General features: G+C 72.0%; 16 protein-coding genes. 11 read left to right on the top strand and 5 right to left on the bottom strand.

Annotation, left to right across the window (positions count from 1 at the left end; genetic code table 11):
• Positions 1-159 precede the first annotated feature (159 nt).
• The 3 genes from AC0Z36_RS25220 to AC0Z36_RS25210 all read right to left on the bottom strand — a co-directional run bounded on the left by AC0Z36_RS25220 (position 160) and on the right by AC0Z36_RS25210 (position 5761).
• The gene (locus AC0Z36_RS25220; protein ID WP_485465339.1) at positions 160-1083 is read right to left on the bottom strand and encodes an NADP-dependent oxidoreductase; all 924 of its coding nucleotides are present in this window, start codon (positions 1081-1083) and stop codon (positions 160-162) included.
• Between the two features lie 205 nt (positions 1084-1288).
• On the bottom strand, positions 1289-2569 hold the full coding sequence (locus tag AC0Z36_RS25215; protein ID WP_485465338.1) for an MFS transporter: 1281 nt from the start codon (positions 2567-2569) through the stop codon (positions 1289-1291).
• A gap of 267 nt (positions 2570-2836) precedes the next feature.
• Positions 2837-5761, bottom strand: coding sequence for a hypothetical protein (locus tag AC0Z36_RS25210; RefSeq protein ID WP_485465337.1), 2925 nt, complete (start codon positions 5759-5761; stop codon positions 2837-2839).
• A gap of 685 nt (positions 5762-6446) precedes the next feature.
• On the opposite strand from AC0Z36_RS25210, the gene AC0Z36_RS25205 reads away from it, so the two are divergent.
• Positions 6447-6881 (top strand): ATP-binding protein, encoded by a 435-nt coding sequence (locus AC0Z36_RS25205; RefSeq protein WP_485465336.1) that lies wholly within the window; start codon positions 6447-6449, stop codon positions 6879-6881.
• Between the two features lie 23 nt (positions 6882-6904).
• On the opposite strand, the gene ypfJ is transcribed toward AC0Z36_RS25205, so the two are convergent.
• Complete coding sequence (gene ypfJ, locus AC0Z36_RS25200; RefSeq protein ID WP_485465335.1) at positions 6905-7801, bottom strand: KPN_02809 family neutral zinc metallopeptidase; 897 nt, start codon at positions 7799-7801, stop codon at positions 6905-6907.
• A 295-nt stretch (positions 7802-8096) separates the two neighbouring features.
• On the opposite strand from ypfJ, the gene AC0Z36_RS25195 reads away from it, so the two are divergent.
• The 4 genes from AC0Z36_RS25195 to AC0Z36_RS25180 all read left to right on the top strand — a co-directional run bounded on the left by AC0Z36_RS25195 (position 8097) and on the right by AC0Z36_RS25180 (position 13497).
• Positions 8097-9695: an ABC-F family ATP-binding cassette domain-containing protein gene (locus AC0Z36_RS25195; protein WP_485465334.1), complete on the top strand. Its 1599-nt coding sequence runs from the start codon at positions 8097-8099 to the stop codon at positions 9693-9695.
• A 420-nt stretch (positions 9696-10115) separates the two neighbouring features.
• Positions 10116-10340: a helix-turn-helix domain-containing protein gene (locus AC0Z36_RS25190; RefSeq protein WP_485465333.1), complete on the top strand. Its 225-nt coding sequence runs from the start codon at positions 10116-10118 to the stop codon at positions 10338-10340.
• Between the two features lie 257 nt (positions 10341-10597).
• Complete coding sequence (locus tag AC0Z36_RS25185) at positions 10598-11434, top strand: enoyl-CoA hydratase/isomerase family protein (protein ID WP_485465332.1); 837 nt, start codon at positions 10598-10600, stop codon at positions 11432-11434.
• A 149-nt stretch (positions 11435-11583) separates the two neighbouring features.
• Complete coding sequence (locus AC0Z36_RS25180) at positions 11584-13497, top strand: ABC transporter ATP-binding protein (protein ID WP_485465331.1); 1914 nt, start codon at positions 11584-11586, stop codon at positions 13495-13497.
• 64 nt (positions 13498-13561) lie between these two features.
• On the opposite strand, the gene AC0Z36_RS25175 is transcribed toward AC0Z36_RS25180, so the two are convergent.
• A complete protein-coding gene (locus tag AC0Z36_RS25175; protein WP_485465330.1) occupies positions 13562-14053 on the bottom strand; it encodes a hypothetical protein in 492 nt (163 codons plus the stop codon).
• A gap of 307 nt (positions 14054-14360) precedes the next feature.
• Here AC0Z36_RS25175 and AC0Z36_RS25170 point away from each other — a divergent pair, with 307 nt between their 5' ends.
• The 6 genes from AC0Z36_RS25170 to AC0Z36_RS25145 all read left to right on the top strand — a co-directional run bounded on the left by AC0Z36_RS25170 (position 14361) and on the right by AC0Z36_RS25145 (position 17063).
• Positions 14361-14834, top strand: coding sequence for an Asp23/Gls24 family envelope stress response protein (locus AC0Z36_RS25170; RefSeq protein ID WP_485465329.1), 474 nt, complete (start codon positions 14361-14363; stop codon positions 14832-14834).
• A gap of 47 nt (positions 14835-14881) precedes the next feature.
• Entirely contained in the window at positions 14882-15175 is a 294-nt protein-coding gene (locus AC0Z36_RS25165) for a hypothetical protein (RefSeq protein WP_485465328.1), read from the top strand.
• Positions 15176-15237: 62 nt separating this feature from the next.
• On the top strand, positions 15238-15420 hold the full coding sequence (locus tag AC0Z36_RS25160) for a DUF2273 domain-containing protein (protein WP_485465327.1): 183 nt from the start codon (positions 15238-15240) through the stop codon (positions 15418-15420).
• Positions 15417-15785, top strand: coding sequence for an Asp23/Gls24 family envelope stress response protein (locus tag AC0Z36_RS25155; RefSeq protein WP_485465326.1), 369 nt, complete (start codon positions 15417-15419; stop codon positions 15783-15785). Before AC0Z36_RS25160 ends, AC0Z36_RS25155 begins: the two co-directional genes overlap by 4 nt.
• On the top strand, positions 15782-16384 hold the full coding sequence (locus AC0Z36_RS25150) for a DUF6286 domain-containing protein (protein WP_485465325.1): 603 nt from the start codon (positions 15782-15784) through the stop codon (positions 16382-16384). Before AC0Z36_RS25155 ends, AC0Z36_RS25150 begins: the two co-directional genes overlap by 4 nt.
• 46 nt (positions 16385-16430) lie before the next feature.
• Positions 16431-17063 (top strand): Asp23/Gls24 family envelope stress response protein, encoded by a 633-nt coding sequence (locus AC0Z36_RS25145; RefSeq protein ID WP_485465324.1) that lies wholly within the window; start codon positions 16431-16433, stop codon positions 17061-17063.
• Positions 17064-17187 lie beyond the last annotated feature (124 nt).

Below are 17187 nucleotides of genomic sequence, written 5' to 3'. Positions count from 1 at the left end.
TAGCCGGTCCGGGGGACCTGACGCTTGCCGGGAGGAGGCGTGTCGGTGACTTCTGGAGGGCGGGGGTCCCATAAAAACGACTTTTGCGTACGGAACGCAGCAGGGGCTGTGCCCGGCGGACGGGCACAACCCCTGCGGAGCACAGCAGATGGCGGGTCCTCAGATCTCCAGTGCGATCTTCCCGCGGGTGTGCCGCGCGGCGCTCAGCGCCTGGGCCTCGGCGGCCTTCTCCAGCGGGAACGTCGCCGCGATCTCGACGGTGAGCTTCCCGGCCTCGGCCAGCGCGGTCAGCGCGTCCAGGTCGGCCGTGTCGGGACGGACGAAGACGTACCGGCCACCGAGCGCGACGACGGCCGGGTCCACGATCGAGGCGAGCCGGCCGCCGGGGGCGAGCAGCGCGGGGGAGAGCTGGAGGGTCTCGCCGCCGACCGTGTCGAAGACAGCGTCCGCACCTGCCGGGGCAAGGGCCCGGACCCGCTCGGCGAGCCCGTCCCCGTACTCGACCGGCTCGGCGCCCAGACCGCGCAGGTAGTCGTGGTTTCGCTCACTCGCGGTGCCGATCACCCGGGCGCCGAGCGCGTGCGCGATCTGTACGGCGAACGAGCCGACACCACCGGCCGCGCCGTGCACCAGCACGGTGTCGCCCGCGCCGACATCCATGACGTGGACCAGGGTCTGGTAGGCGGTCAGGCCCGCCAGGGGGAGGCCGGCGGCCTCGGCCCAGGAGAGGTTCTCCGGCTTGCGGGCGATCGTCCGCACCGGCGCGGAGACCAGTTCCGCGTAAGTCCCGCCGTGCACGGAGTCCTTGCGGACGTATCCGTAGACCTCGTCACCGACCGCGTATTCGGTGACGCCCACGCCGACCTGCTCGACCACGCCGGCCACATCCCAGCCCGGGACCGCCGGGAAGACGATGTCGAGCGACGCGTCCAGGTAACCGAGCTGCACCAGCCAGTCGACCGGGTTGACCGACGCGGCCCTGACCCGGACCAGCACGCTGTCGACGCCGGTCTTCGGGTCCGGCAGCTCGCCGAACTCCAGGACTTCGGGGCCGCCGTAGGACCGGTAGCTGATCGCCTTCATGATGGTGCTCCTCGCGGGTAGTGGCACAGGATGACGGGAAGTTCTGTCGCAGCCTGTTGTCCCACTTAACAATGGACACCATGTGGCTTATTTCCGACACGGTGTCGAAAATATCGTCCGGCGCGGATCGTCGCCCCGGCCGGCCCGCCGAACGCTGCCGAACGCCGCCGCACACCGGAGAACTCCGGAGAACTCCGGAGGGCGGTTATTTCCGTACGGGACGCAGCGCCAGCACACCCAGCGTCACGCAGCCGGCCGCCGCCACCGCGGCGAACACGGAAACCGCCGTCTGCACGCCCGTGTGCTGCGCCAGCCGGCCCACACCCAGGATCGGGACCGTCGAACCCAGGTAGGCGATCACGTAGAACGCGCTCAGCTGGCTCGCCCGGTGCTCCGGGTCCATCAGCGACGCCGCCGACGTGAACCACACCCGGAACGCCACGCCCTGGCTGGCGCCGCCGAGCAGACTGCCGACGATCAACAGCGGCGCGGAACCCAGACTCCCGGCCAGCACCACCATTCCCAGGCCCACCGCCAGTCCGGCCATCCCGAGCGCGATCACCGAACGCCGCCCGGTGGGCGGGGAGAGGAGTTGCGCGGCGGCGGACGAACCGAGCAGCAGTGCCGCGACGACGCCGCCGACGATCCGTGAGTCGCTGTGCAGGAGCGAGGCGCTGTACGAGGGCGCCAGCGAGAGGTAGATGCCGAAGACGGCGTACGACAGGAACCCGGCGCTGGACGCCAGCACGAACTCACGGCGGCCCCGCGCCGGGATGGACATCCGGCGCGGCTTCAACAGCTCCCGGAACGGTCCCGGCTCGGCCGCCGAGCGGCGCGGGTGCACGAGGGCCAGCGGCAGGCACAGGACCAGCAGGACCACGGCGTGCACGGCGAACGGCATCGCCACCGGGCGGCTGCCCTGCGACAGGAGCCCGCCGATGACCGGGCCCGCGGCCACACCGAAGGACGTCGACGCCAGTGTGAGGCGCGCGGCCAGCGCGGGCCGGCCGGGCATCATCTCGGCCAGCGCCGCCCCGGCCGCCCCGGTGACCAGGCCGACGGAGACCCCGTGCACGGCCCGGCCGAGGACCAGCGTCAGGAGCGAATCGGCGTTGGCGAAGACCGCGTCCCCGAGGATCGCCAGCGCCACCGCCGGGAGCATCAGCGCGCGGCGGCCGAGCCGGTCCGACCAGTGGCCGACGGCGATCATCGTCGGGACCAGGGCGAAGACGTACGACGTGAACAGGACCGTCGTGTCCACGGGCGTCAGCGCGAGACGCTGCTGGAGCATCGGGTACAGCGGGGTGGCGAGGTTTGCGCCGATGAGCAGCACGAGCAGCGAGGCCGACGTCAGGACGACGCGCATGCCGACGCCGGCGTTCCAGCGGCTGATGGCCGGGGCGCGCAGGAGGTGGCGGGGGTAGAGGTCGTGCGGCAGCGGTGTCCGGGTGAACCGGGTGGTACCGACGGGCGAGAGGTCCGCCATGGCAGGGGTGCTCCGTGAGGCAGGGCAGCGCCCCCGGGACGGCACGGATCACGTGCCGACATGCCCGGCGGGCGGCGGTGGTGGGCCGCGCGCAGGGTGTCCGGGGTGAGGCGGTGGGCGTTGGGGTCGGGGCGCCGTTGCCCCACGTCCTGCGGGTGGATGTGATCACCCGGAGATGCTGGGTGCATCTTACAAGCTGTTGTCCGCATGCTGGAACACGGGAAGGCCCCTGGGGAATCCCCAGAGGCCTTCCCGAGCACCGGCCGGTCAGCGCGCCGTCTGCACCCCGAGCAGTTCCAGGATGTCCGTGTCGCCGCGCCCGGTGAGCTTGTGCAGCACGCTCTTCAGATCACAGCCCGGCTCCAGGCCGATCCGGGCGCCGAGCAGGACCGGCAGGTTCACCTGGTCCGGGACGGGGTCCACCCCGGTCCGGCGCAGCGCGTGCGCCCAGCGCGGCAGCCGGACACTCCTGTCGCTGCTCAGCCGCCGGACCTCAAGGCGGCCGGGGCGCAGCGACGTGAGGAACACCATGTCGCCCTCCGTCGCGCCGAGTCCGTCGAGCACGGTCTTCAAGGAGACGCAGTACGGATTACCTCCAGCGTCGTGCCGCAGCACGGCGGGACCGTAGGCGTTGTGCAGCCTGAGCTGGCCGCCCTCGGCGAGGCCGAGTCCGGTGGTGAAACCGGCCGGCAGGGGCAGCTGCGCGCCGCTGAGCAGGCCCGCGGTGACGTCGACCCGGTACCACCAGGAGCCCTGTTCGTCCCGGAAGCAGCGGGCTTCGCCGTCCGGCGGCTCAGGGGCGGACAGGGGCGCGGGGGCCGCCGCACGCGGTGCCGTGTCGTCGTCGTCCCCGGACGGGGACTGCGCGGGGGCAGGCGCGGGCTTGCTCGGCGCGGTCCCGTCGGTGGTCCCGTCGGTGGTCCTGGCGGTGGTCCTGGCGGCGGAGTGCGCCGGGAGGTCGGCCGAGGTGGTCGCCGGGCCGCTGAGGACCGACTTGGGGTCGGCCCCGCGCGGCACCAGCATCGTGGCGGCGTTGTCCGGGGAGGCCGGAGGTTTCGGCGTGACCGGACCAACCGGACCGGCCGGTGCCTTCGGCGGTGCCGCGGGCTTCGGCGGCATCATCACCCCGGCGGGGAACACCGGGGCGAACGGGTTCGGGTCGGTGCCGGCCACGGACGGCTTCCCGGGGGCCTTCCCGGACGGCGGCGCCGACTTGCCGAGCGGGATCGAGCCGGCGGGTGTCGCCGCGGTCTCGGGTACGGACGTCTCCGGGCGGGGCTTGTCCGCCGGTCCGGGGGTCCAGATCGACCCGGTCGCCCACACCGTGACGTTGCCGTCGTTGATCTGGAATCCGTCCAGGCGGCCGATCCACGCCTCGTGGAGTTCCGGGCGGATGCCGAGCTCCAGGAGGTCGTCGGCCAGGCCGGCCAGCGGTACGGAGCCGGAGCCGCAGCGGTCGTCCAGGACGCCGGCGGTCCGCCGGGCCAGATCCCCGGTGGGGGTGACCGACAGCCAGCCGTCGGCCGAGGTGTGCAGCCGCAGGAGGTGCCGCAGGGCCTGCCAGACCTGGGCGACCGGCGTTCCGTCCGGCCCGGTGACCGCGGCCCCGTGGCGTTCGTCCAGGTCCCGGAGTTCGCCCACGGTGCCCAGGCCGCCGAGCCGGTCGCGCAGGTATGCGAGGTGTTCACGCAGTCCGGCGCTGCCCGGGGCGGCCAGCTGGTCCTCCAGGTGGTCGAGCAGTCCGCGTTCCAGGGCGTCGGCCTCGGCCCGGTCGGTGTCGAGGTCTGCGGCCATGGCCGCCGGTTCGCGGGGCGCGTCGGTGAACAGCCGGCCGCGGGCGACGGCGGCCCAGCGCGGGTCCTGACCGTGGAACCACGAACCGATGACGGCCGCGAAGTCGCCGGACGGGGCGGCGTCGGCGGCGGTGGGCTCCACCGGCGCGCGGCGCCTGGCCAGGTCCGGCGGGTCGATGACCATCGTCAGGTCGTTCGACGCGGCGAGGAAGTCGGGCGCGGACGGCGGGCGGGCCGGGACCGGCGGGTCCTTCCGTACGGCATCGTCCTTGACCGGTCCGGGCACGGAGACGGCGGCGGACTGGCCGGAACGGCCGGTCTTGTGGTCGAAGTCCTCCGGCAGCAGCGGGCCGGGGACCAGGGTCGCCAGGCGGACGGCCGCCTCGCGGATCTCCTCGGGCGCCTCGTCGGTGCCGACTACGGCCACCGTCTCCAGGGTGATCCGGGCCAGCTCGGACAACAGCGGCACGTCCGGGGCCTCGACCGCCAGCCAGCGGACCAGCTCGACCAACTCGTCAGTGGCCGGGATGGGCGCGTTGATCGGCTGGAGACGGGCCTCCAACTCGGCGGTGGACAACGCGTACTCGTCACTGCGGTCGGCGAAGTAGTCGTCCGGGTCGGGGGTCTCCTGAGTCGGCGTCTCCGCAGCCGGAGTCTCCGCGCCCCAGGCGACCGCCGGCAGGTCCGCGGCGGTCACCGCGGGCGGCGCCGGGGCGGCGGGCACCGTGAAGCCGGTGTCCGCGGACAGGACCGCGGGGCGGATGCTGTCGTCCCGGCCGAGCCGGACGCCCTCGGACCGCTCGGACCGCTCGGACCGCTCGGACCGCTCGGACCGTTCCGCGGGAGCGACGGCGGGCGGGGCCGCGGCCGCGGTGAAGCCTGACGCGTCGTGCACAGTCGGGGCGTCCTCGTCCCACTCGTCCGCGGTTTCCTCGCCGGGCTCCTCGTGCTCGTCCGGCGTCTGGCCGGGCAGCAGTGACAGCACCTCGGAGAACAATTGCGCCACGATCGTCCGTACGGCCGACTGGCCGGTGTTCGACCAGCCGGAGACGTCCTGCACCGTGCTGGTGAGCAGATCGCCCCAACCGGGCGTGTGCACAAGGACGTTCGTCCGCGCGCCGGACGGCCAGCGGAACAGCCGGAAGTCGCGCCGGGCCACCCACGCGGCCGGAAGCAGGTCACCCAGGCGCAGGTGGGAGAGCTCGTCGAAGGCCAGCGCGGACAGCTTCTCGGACAGCGGAGCGCGGCCGAAGACGACCAGAGCCTGCTCCGCCGGCGTCCCGAGCCACCACGCGGCGGGAAGATCGGAGTGGCCGAGGTACTCGGTGACCCGCTCCGGTGCGACATAGCGCAGGGCCGGGACGAAGTCGGCGAGCGTGGCCTGAAGCCGTGGCTGCATGCAGGTCCTCCGGGACGTGGGGGTGTGCGCTGACGTCAGCGCCCGTCGGGCAGACGGCGGCAGAGGGAACCGCCTTCGGCGGTATCCGTACCCCGGCAGGGTGCCGGGTACTTCCGCGACCCGGTCCGGCCCAGGGCCTGTTCTGGGTTTCCCGCCGGACCGGGCCGCGTTGTCCGGCGCCGTGCGTCGCAAGGCGCCGGATCCGGACTCGTACCGGTTATACATGGAGGATTCGGCGACGCCGCGAGGCACGGTGCCAGGCGGTGCGGCCCCGGTGGGAAACACCAGAACAGGCCCTCGTCGTCATCCCGTGGATCGAGACGTCCCGGGAGGCGGTTACGGTTCCCCCGGAAGATGTCGCACGGGCCACAACGCCACCCGACGCCACCCCCGGCCCAACCGTCCGGCAACGGTCCGGAAAGCACCCCTGACCGGCACGGAGGGAGTCCAGGGGCCGCCGCGAGTGCGCCGTCGAGTGCTTCAGCTGGCAGGGCGGTTGAGGTTTCGCAGTGCCCCGATGGGCGGATCCCCCATACAGGGGCCGTCGCAGCCAGTGAACCGCGCCCGCCCGGCGGGTCCGTACCGCACGGACCGGTTGCCGGCCCGGCCGTAATCCCCGGCACGAGGGAGGCCCGTACATGGAACCGTCGTGGATCCGTTGACCGCAGGACCGCCTGGGGGAAATGTGGGCACCGCCGCACCGCCGCCATACCGGGAGGACGACGACTCTCCGCCCGGAGCACTGCTGCTGTCGCTGCGCTGTCCAGCATCGCCGGAGGCCGTCACGGGCGCCAGACACACCCTCAGGCACGCCGCGGCCGAGGGAGGCCTGGAGGCCGGCCTGACCGACACCCTGGAGCTGCTGCTCGCCGAACTGATGACCAACGCGGTCCTGCACGCCCCGCAGGGCCGCGCCGTCGCGGTCGCCGTCCTGCACCGCGGCGGGGTGGTCAGGATCGCCGTCGTCGACACCGACCCCGGACAGCTGAACGGCACCGCCAAGCCCGGACCCATGGAGGAGCACGGCCGCGGTCTGCTGCTCGTCCAGGCGCTGGCCGAGGAGTGGGGCAGCTACGCCGTACCCGAAGGGAAGGTCGTGTGGTGTGACGTCAAGCCGTGACACCCGGACCGTGACCGCCGGACTCAGACCCTGCTCGCCGAGAACGTGTCGCACTTCGCCGTGTCACCGCTGGCGAAGCCGCGCTTGAACCAGTCCTGACGCTGCGCCGCCGAACCGTGCGACCAGCTCTCCGGGTTCACCCGGCCCTGGAAGTTCTCCTGGATGCGGTCGTCGCCGACGGCCGCCGCCGCGTCCAGGCCGTCGCTGATGTCCTGGTCGGTGAGCCGTGAGATCAGCGGCGTGCCCTTGGCGTCCACCGCTGTGGTGGCGGACTTCGCCCACACCCCCGCGTAACAGTCGGCCTGGAGCTCGACCCGGACCGCGCCGCCCTGGTCGCCCTTGACGTTGGAATCCTTCCGGCTGAGGTTCCCCACCAGGTCCTGGATGTGGTGCCCGTACTCGTGGGCGATCACGTACGACTCGGCGAACGGACCGCCGCGGGCGCCGAACTTGCCGCGCAGTTCGCTGAAGAACCCCAGGTCGATGTAGACCTTCTTGTCACCGGGGCAGTAGAACGGACCGACGGCGGAGGTGGCCGACCCGCACGCGGTGCTGGTGGCGGCGGAGAAGAAGACGGTGTTGGCCGGCGTGTACTCCGCCCCGCGCCGCTGGAACTCCGCGGTCCAGAACGACTGCGCGCTGTTGACCACGGCCGCGATCCGGCAGTCGTCCCGGGCGTTCGCGTCACTGCCCTTCTTACAGGCGTTCTGGACCTGCTGGTCCGCGGCCTGCGGGCTGCCGGGGGAGTCGTCGGCGCTCAGCCCCAGCTGGTCCGGGCCGATCCCGAAGAACAGGCCCAGGACCAGGGCGATGACCCCGGCCACACCGCCGCCCACGGCCAGGCCCGTACGGCCGCGGCCGGAACCGCGTCGGTCCTCGATCTGGGAGGTGTCCAGATCGGCGTCGTCGTTGAACTGCATCAGTGGATACCGCCTGTCGCGTCGACCCGTCACCCGGGGGGCGACGAAGGGGGAGCCGCTGGGATGTGTATCCGTTTCCGACCGTTTTATTGCTGCCCGCGGCCGCCGGAGGGACACGCCCGGGAGGGAGGGGGGTGGCGCGCCCGTAGACTGGCGGGTATGGCCGTACTCCTTGGATGTCCCCGCACGCCCTAGATGTGGTGCTTGTGCAACCCCTCGTGCCATCACTTTGTCCGTGCCCCCGTCCGGGTGTCGAGTCCCTCCACCCGGTCCGACCAGGAGTCCCAGAGCCCACATGATCAACGCATCGTCCGTCGAACTGCGCGCAGGCGCACGCATCCTCATTGAGAACGCCAGTTTCCGCATCGGCCCCGGGGACCGCATCGGCCTGGTCGGCCGCAACGGCGCCGGCAAGACCACGCTCACCAAGACCCTCGCCGGTGAGACCCAGCCCGCGGCGGGCACCATCACCCGCACCGGCGAGGTCGGCTACCTCCCGCAGGACCCGCGCACCGGCGACCTCGACGTGCTGGCCAAGAACCGCATCCTGTCCGCCCGCGGCCTGGACACCGCGCTGGCCGGCATGCGCGCGGCCGAAGAGCTCATGTCCACCGGCACGCCGGAGCGGGCCGAGCGGGCCATGCGCAAGTACGGCCGCCTGGAGACCGAGTTCCTCACCAAGGGCGGTTACGCGGCGGAGTCCGAGGCGGCGGTCATCGCCAAGAGCCTGGGCCTGCCCGACCGCATCCTGGAGCAGCCGCTGCACACCCTCTCCGGTGGCCAGCGCCGGCGGGTCGAGCTGGCCCGCATCCTGTTCTCCGACGCGGACACCCTGCTCCTGGACGAACCGACCAACCACCTCGACGCCGACTCCATCGTGTGGCTGCGGGACTACCTGAAGAACTACCGCGGCGGCTTCATCGTGATCAGCCACGACGTCGGCCTGATGGAGTCCGTCGTCAACAAGGTGTACTACCTCGACGCCAACCGCGCCGAGATCGACATCTACAACATGGGCTGGAAGCTCTACAAGACCCAGCGTGAGACCGACGAGAAGCGCCGCAAGCGGGAGCGGGCCAACGCGGAGAAGAAGGCCGCGACCCTGCACGCCCAGGCCGACAAGATGCGCGCCAAGGCCACCAAGACGGTCGCCGCGCAGAACATGGCCCGCCGCGCCGACAAGTTGCTCTCCGGGCTTGACGCGGTGCGCAAGAACGACAAGGTCGCCAAGCTGCGCTTCCCGGAGCCGGCCCCGTGCGGCAAGACGCCGCTGATGGCCACCGGCCTGTCGAAGTCGTACGGGTCGCTGGAGATCTTCACCGACGTCGACCTGGCGATCGACAAGGGCTCGCGGGTCGTCATCCTCGGCTTCAACGGTGCAGGCAAGACCACCCTGCTCCGGCTCCTGGCCGGGGCGGAGACGCCGGACAGCGGAAAGCTGGAGCCCGGCCACGGGCTCAAGATCGGCTACTACGCGCAGGAGCACGAGACGCTCGACCCCGGGCGCACCGTCCTGGAGAACATGCGCTCCTCCTCGCCGGACCTCGACCTGGTCGAGGTGCGCCGGGTCCTCGGCTCGTTCATGTTCACCGGCGACGACGTCGACAAGCCCGCCTCGGTGCTCTCCGGCGGGGAGAAGACCCGGCTGGCCCTGGCGACCCTCGTGGTCTCCGCCGCCAACCTGCTCCTCCTGGACGAACCGACGAACAACCTCGACCCCGCCAGCCGCGAAGAGGTCCTCGGGGCGCTGGCCGAGTACAAGGGCGCGGTCGTCATGGTCACCCACGACGAGGGCGCGGTCGCGGCCCTGTCCCCGGAGCGGGTCATCCTCCTGCCCGACGGCGACGAGGACCTGTGGAACGACGGCTACCTCGACCTCGTGTCCCTCGCCTGAGCGGGGAGGGGCGACCGGCCCGTTCCCCCGTCCGGGCGGGGGCGGGGCAGCTGATCCACTTCCGGAGCCGGCGATCTGCTTCCGGGGGCCGCCGCAGGTCGGCGGCCTCCGGTGCCGTACACGAAATCCTCACAATCGGAAGAGATCGTTCCGGTCATCCGGACGGTTGGGGCGGCCGTCGGGTTGGCCTTGCGCGAATGTGTGCTACCTCACGTCTGTGACCAGCGGTTTTGTCGCCAAACGCCGGTTTCGTGGGGGGGAATTCCGAGCGGAATCACTCGTTCCACGACCGCCTCCAGCGCCCGGAACCGCCCGCTCCGGGCGGCTTTTCCGCAGATCCGGATCGGCGAACCGCTAGCGGAGCTGCGCCACAGGGGTGATCATGGGAACCCAGAGCGCACTTCCTACGAGGAGGCACGTGTGGCCGAGACTCTGAAGAAGGGCAGCCGGGTAACCGGCGTTGCGCGCGACAAGCTCGCCGCAGACCTGAAGAAGAAGTACGACTCCGGTGCCAGCATCAGGGCCCTCGCCGAGGAGACGGGCCGTTCCTACGGCTTCATCCACCGGATGCTGAGCGAGTCGGGTGTGACCCTCCGCGGAAGGGGCGGGGCCACACGGGGCAAGGCCAAAGCGTCGTCGTCCTGAGAGCGTCCGGCGACACCTGCCGTCGGCCTCTCTAGTGCAACACGCCAAGGCACCCCCACACGGTGCGGCCCGCCCATCGGACCGGCCGTGACAGCACCGTCAAGTACGATCCGCGGCACAGCGACAACACCACCCCGGACACACGCCCGTCCGGTCGGCACCTAGAGTCGGCCGGACGGTCGTTGCCGACCGGGCCCCTGTCGGGGGGTTCGTATCCCGGCCCCGCCCGGTGCGGGGCTGCTACGAAGGTGGGACACGTGACGCAGGAATCCGTACAGCCCGTCGGACCGGTGGACTACACCGGTTCAGACCCGTCCGTTCGCCTGGAGATCAACGGCCCGGTGGCCGTGGTGACCCTCGCGAACCCGGAACGCCGCAACGCACAGACACCCGCCGTCTGGCGGGCCCTCGCCGGGATCGGGCGCTCGTTGCCCGGCGATGTCCGCGCGGTGCTGCTCCGGGCCGAGGGCGTGTCGTTCTCCGCCGGGCTGGACCGCCGCATGCTGTTCTCCGGGCAGAATCCGGCGGGCGGCGGCGGTATCGACGGTGAGCAGGGCCTCGCCGCCCTGGCCGTCGCCGCCGAAGCCGAGGTGGACGCCACCATCGCCTCCTTCCAGGAGGCCTTCACCTGGTGGCGGCGCCCCGATCTGATGACCGTCGCGGCCGTGCAGGGCCATGCGGTGGGGGCCGGCTTCCAGCTGGCCCTGGCCTGCGACCTGCGCGTCTGCGCCGAGGACGCGCAGTTCTCCATGCGCGAGACCGCACTCGGCCTGGTCCCCGACCTGGCCGGAACCAAGCCGTTGACCGAACTGATCGGCTACGCGCGGGCGTTGGAGATCTGCGTCACCGGCCGCTGGGTCGACGCCGTCGAGGCGCAGTGCATGGGCCTGGCCAACCTCGTCGTGCCCGACGGGAAACTCGACGAAGCCGCGCTGATGTTCACGCAGGCCCTCATCGCCGCACCCCGGGACGCCGTCGTCGAGACCAAGGCGCTGCTCCAGGGCGCCTTGAACCGCACCTACGACGAGCAGCGCGCGGCCGAACGCCAGTCCCAGCGCCGCCGGCTGCGCGATCTGGCGGGCCTGGGCGAGTAGGAAGGCCCCGCCGGCCGGCAGCGGCGCGGCGGGACCTGCCGACGGCGCCGCCAGGGCGCAGCACGGAAGAAACCACCGCCGGCGGGCGTTGGCATGACAGGCCTGCCGCAAGACAAACGCCAGGCCTGCGCTGACGAAAGAGACACTGAATGATGCCTGCCGGCGGTGTACCGCGCTTCGGCCCCCTGCGCTCCTACTCCCGTGACGATTCGGTGCGCGGCCACAAACTCGCACCAGGGACCGTCCGACGGGTGGGCGCGTTCGCCAAGCCATTCTCCCGGCAGATCTCCGTGTACGTCTTCCTCGTCGTCATCGACGCGGTCCTCATCGTGCTGCCGCCTCTGATGGCCCAGAAGATCGTCGACGACGGTGTCCTGGCGCACGACAACGGCCTGGTCACCACGCTGGCGCTCGGGGTCGCGGGCATCGCCGTGGTGAGCGCGGCCGTCGGGATGGTCGAACGCTGGTATTCCGCGCAGATCGGCGAGGGCGCGATCTACTCCCTGCGTACAGCCGTGTTCGGGCATGTGCAGCGCCAGCCCGTCGCCTTCTTCACCCGGACGCAGACCGGCGCGCTCATCTCCCGGCTGAACAACGATGTGCTCGCCGCGCAGCGGGCGTTCACGTCCACGCTGTCGGGGGTGGTGTCCAACGTCGTCCAGCTGATCCTGGTCGCCGGGACGATGATCTACCTCGCCTGGCAGATCACCCTGTTGTCGCTGGTCATGCTGCCGCTGTTCCTGATCCCCGCGAAGCGGATCGGCCGCCGCCTCCAGGTGCTCGCACGCGAGCAGATGGAGCTCAACGCCGAGATGTCGACCGTGATGACCGAGCGGTTCAACGTCTCGGGGGCGACCCTCGCCAAGATCTTCGGGCGGCCGCAGGAGGAAGACGAGGTCTTCGCCCAGCGCTCCGCGCGGGTGCGCGACGTCGGCATCAAGATCGCGCTGGTCAACCGGGTCTTCGCCACCGCGCTGACGCTGACCGCCGCGCTGGCGACCGCACTGGTCTATCTGATCGGCGGCCACTTCGCGGTGGACGGCAGGATCACCGTCGGCACGCTGGTCGCCATGACCGTCCTGCTCGGCCGGCTGTACGGTCCGCTGACGGCGCTGGCCAACGTCCGCGTCGACGTGATGACCACCCTGGTCAGCTTCGAGCGGGTCTTCGAGATCCTCGACCTCAAGCCGATGATCACCGACAAGCCCGGCGCGCCGCCGCTGCCCGCGGACGCCGCCGAAGTCGTCTTCGAGAACGTCGACTTCCGCTACCCGACGGCCGACCAGGTCTCCCTGGCTTCGTTGGAATCGGTCTCAGTCCTCGACAAGAGCCAGCCCAAGGACATCCTGCACAACATCAGCTTCCGGGCCGAACCGGGCCAGATGATCGCCCTGGTCGGCCCGTCCGGGGCCGGGAAGACCACCGTCACCTCACTGGTCGCCCGCCTCTACGACGTGACCGGCGGCACGGTCCGCATCGGTGGTCACGACGTACGGGACGTCACCCAGCAGTCGCTGCGCGACGCGGTGGGCATCGTGACCCAGGACTCGCACATGTTCCACGACACGATCCGGGCGAACCTGCTCTACGCACGCCCGGACGCCACCGAGGAGCAGCTGTGGACCGCCCTGCGTGACGCGTACATCCACGACACGGTCGAGGCCCTGCCCGACAAGCTGGACACCCTCGTCGGCGAGCGCGGACACCGGCTCTCCGGCGGCGAGAAGCAGCGCCTGGCCATTGCCCGGCTGCTCCTGAAGGCACCCAGAGTGGTGGTGCTCGACGAGGCCACCGCACACCTGGACTCCGAGTCCGAGGCTGCCGTCCAGCGTGCCCTGTCCTCAGCGCTGACCGGCCGTACGGCCCTGGTCATCGCCCACCGCCTGTCGACCGTGCGGGACGCCGACCAGATCCTCGTCGTGGACGGCGGCCGGATCACCGAACGCGGACGGCACGAAGAGCTCCTCGCCCGCGGCGGCACCTACGCCGACCTCTACCGCCGGCAGTTCCGCGACGAAGAGGGCCCCGTGCTCCAGACAACCCCCGAGGCGCTGGCCGGCTGACACGGGCCGGGCGCGGGCCCGCCCAGGCGACTGCGGCCGGCCGGGGCGCCGGCCCGCTGAGGCGTCAGGCGTCCACCGCGGACAGCGTCACATCCACCTGGCCGACGGCCGGGTCGGCCGCCGTCACCCGAGCCCGCAGGGCCTCGGCCAACGGCGTGATCGCCACGCCGTACGGGACGGCGACCGACAGGCGCACGGTCGTCCCCGGCTCCGCCTCAGACGCCACGTCGCACGAGAGGACCCGTACGCCCGGCTCCTTCCCGGCGGCCCGGCGCAGGAGCGCCTCCCGCGCGGAACCGGGCGGCGACTCCACCGGGACCGCCAGCAGCTCGGCCGCGGTGGGCATCACCGCGGGGGCCGGCGGGACGGCGTTCTTCTCTGCGGTTTCCTGCGTCAACGCCGACAACTCCTCGAGTAGCGCGGTCTCTTCCATGCGTCCGGCCCGCTGCGCCAGGGGCAGCAGAGTCGCCGCGGCCCGGCGCAGGAGCTCGTCGAACGCCGGGCCGTCACCCGTGCGCGCGCGGGCCAGGAGCGCCGCATCGTCCGGCTGTTGCATACGGTCTACCATTTCGACCCGCCCTTTCCAGACTGCCCCGCACTTGCCCCTGACGCACCGCCGGACCAAGTCCTATCGCACGCCAGGTGGCAAATCTGTTACGACGCGGCGGTTCCTGCAGGTGCATCACGCCGATGTCTGGGAAGAATAGGGGGCCGGAGCACGGTCGAGTACCGCAGACCGTACGTCCGATCGAAGTGGGTGTGGTTGTCTGACCGCATCCAGGGGCCCGACTGGGTGCCCGCCCAGGCCGGTTGGAAGACCGGACGGGGTGTGGACGCCCGCACAGGTAAGGGACGGTTGGTCGATGGTGGACACGACGCAAGGCAAGGTCGGAACCCAGACCTTGGAGAAGAGCGGCGAGCAGCGCCGTTCGACCGAGGTCACCAAGCTCGCCTCGGACCGGGGGCGCACGTCCATCGCGGACGGCGTGGTCGCGAAGATCGCCGGGATCGCGGCCCGTGAGCTGCAGGGCGTTTACGCGCTCGGCGGCGGGGCCACCCGCGCGTTCGGCGCGATGCGGCAGCGCATCCCCGGCGGCAAGCCCAACGTCGCACAAGGGGTGTCCGTCGAGGTCGGCGAGCGTCAGTGTGCGATCGACGTGGACATCGTGGTCGAGTACGGCGTGCCCATCGCCGAACTCGCCGCGGCCGTCCGGGAGAACGTGATCAACTCGGTGGAGCGCATGACCGCGCTCGAAGTGGTCGAGGTGAACATCTCCGTGGACGACATCCACATCGAGCATGACGACACCGGTGGCCCGGAGCGTCAGCTCCAGTGACACCGCAGCCCGGTGACGGCTCAGCGGGCTCCGCAGGTGGGGACTTTGTGGACGAAGGACGTGGTCCGGAGCAGCGCAGGCGGGAACTCCTGCGCGAATACCGGGGCTTCGTCCGGACCCGGCATCCCGACCGTGGCGGGGACCTCGAAGAGTTCGTCGCCGGGCTGCAGCACTACCGCCTCCTCCTCCTCCTTGAGGAGGAGGCGGCGGCCGGTGCCGGCGCGCCCGACCCGCCGCGGGTCGGCGAAGTCGTCGGCTACCGGCGCGGCCGGCTCCCGGCACAACTGGTGCGTCTGCTGGTCGACCGCCAGCGACGGCGCGGCCGCCCGCGGGTGGAATGAGACATGATCAGTCCCCTACCCCAGCGCTTTCTACTCCGAGGTCACTACAGAGAGTCGGGTTCATGAGTACACCGATGGTCGGCATGCTGGTCGGGATGGCCCTCGGCCTGGCCGCCGTGGTCGGCGGCTTCCCCGCCTTCCTGCTGGTGGCGGCACTGGGGGCGGTGGGCTTCCTGGTCGGCCGCTTCCTCGACGGAGACCTCGACCTGGGCGACCTGTTCCACTCCAGGGGCCGTCGCCGGTGAAGCACTCGTTCACCGCTGAGCCGGACGACGACCCCGTCGAACCCGCCTACCGGGGCCGGCTGCGCATCGGCGGCCGGGTCGTGGAGAAGATCGCCGCCCGGGCGGCCCGTGACGCGGGGGCGGAGATCTCCCCGCTGTCCGCTCTGCGGCCCGCCAAGGTGGGCGCCCGGATGCAGCACGACCACACGACCCTGACCCTGGACCTCGACCTGCCGTTCCCCGGCCGGATCGCCGACACCGTCGGGGCCGTCCGGCACCGGGTGCGGGCCGACGTGGAGCGCCTGACCGGGCTGCCGGTGGCCCGCATCGATGTGAAGGTCAGCCGGTTGACCCGCGCGGGCCGGGACAGCAGGAGGGTCGAGTGAGCACGACGGAAACCGGAACGGTCACCGTACGGGAGGACACCCCCGTCGAGCCCGCGGGAGAGCGGGCCCGCAGGGCCTGGTCACCGCGCGGCCTGCTGTCCGCCGCGCTCGCCGTGCTCGTCGGCGGGGCCGCCGGGACAGCGGCGACGATAGCGGTGACCGCCAGGATCGACCGCGCGCCCGGGTGGACGTACGACGTCTTCGACGACATCACCACCCGCCGGTGGGACGACCAGTGGCTCCTCGGCACGGGGATCGGGGCCGCGGTCGTGGGCCTGTGGCTGTTCGTCCTCGCGGTCACGCCGGGGCGGCGCGCACTGCTGCCGCTGCACGCGCCCGTGCCGGGCGTCACCGCGTACATCACCCGCCGGACGGCCGCCGGGCTGCTGCGGCACACCGCCCTGTCGTCCGCCGGGGTGCTCGACGCGCGGGTGCGCATGGGCCGCCGCAAGGCCGTCGTACGGGTGGACTACCACTTCCGCGACGTCGACGAACTGTTCGAAGAGCTTGAGACAACGCTGCGGGCCAGGTCCGCGGACCTGCTGCTGACCCGGGTGCCCCGGATCGACCTGCAGCTCCAGCCGGTGAGCAGCCGGTGAACGCCGGGCCCGCGCGCTCCGCCGCGGACGACAGTCGGGAGGTCCCATGCGACCGGTGGTGAACCGTGTGATCCTCGCGCTGGCCGGTCTGGTGCTGTTCGCCGGCGGGCTGGCCGTGGCCGGCCGCTCGCGCGGCTGGTACGAGCGGTGGCTGCGGACCCCCGACAAGGCGCTGATCACGGACAGTCAGGCCGCACGCCTGGTGGACCACGGCTGGTGGTGGGCGGTCGTGATCGGCGTCCCCGCCGCGGTCGTGGTGCTGTGCCTGTGGTGGTTCCGCGCCCAGTTCGACCGCCGCCCCGTCCGGGTGGTCGAGGTGTTCGGCGACGGCCCCGGGGACACCAGCGGCCCGTCCCGCCTGGGGACCGGCTTCGGCATGGTCGGTGATGAGGCGGACACCCTGGTGGTGACCGGGCGGGCGCTGGCCGAAGCGATCGCCGGGGACATCGACGCGGTCCCCGGCGTCGAGCACGCGGCCGTCCGCCTGGTCCGGCACCGGCACGGACCGCGCCTGCGGGTGTCGGTGCTCGCCGAGCCGGGGGCCGAACCGCGCGAGGTGCTCACCGCCGTGCGCGTGCGGGCGATCGAGGACGGCGTCGAGAGCGTGGGCCTGGTGGAACTGCCGGCCAGGGTGGTGCTGCGCGGCGCGCGCGGGCTGCCACGGCGGAAGCTGGACTGAACAACCCGCGTCGGGGGGGGGGGGGGGGGCCCCCCCCCCCCCCGGGGGGGGGGGGGCGCGCCCCCCCCCCCCCCCCCCCCCCCCCAGCCAAATAGGCGCGACCAAAATAACCCCCGGCCCCCAC

It is taken from the genome of Kitasatospora sp. UYEF31, from assembly GCF_057291755.1.
Note: the sequence above shows the minus strand (reverse complement) of the source record. Positions and strands in the feature narration are given on the sequence as shown.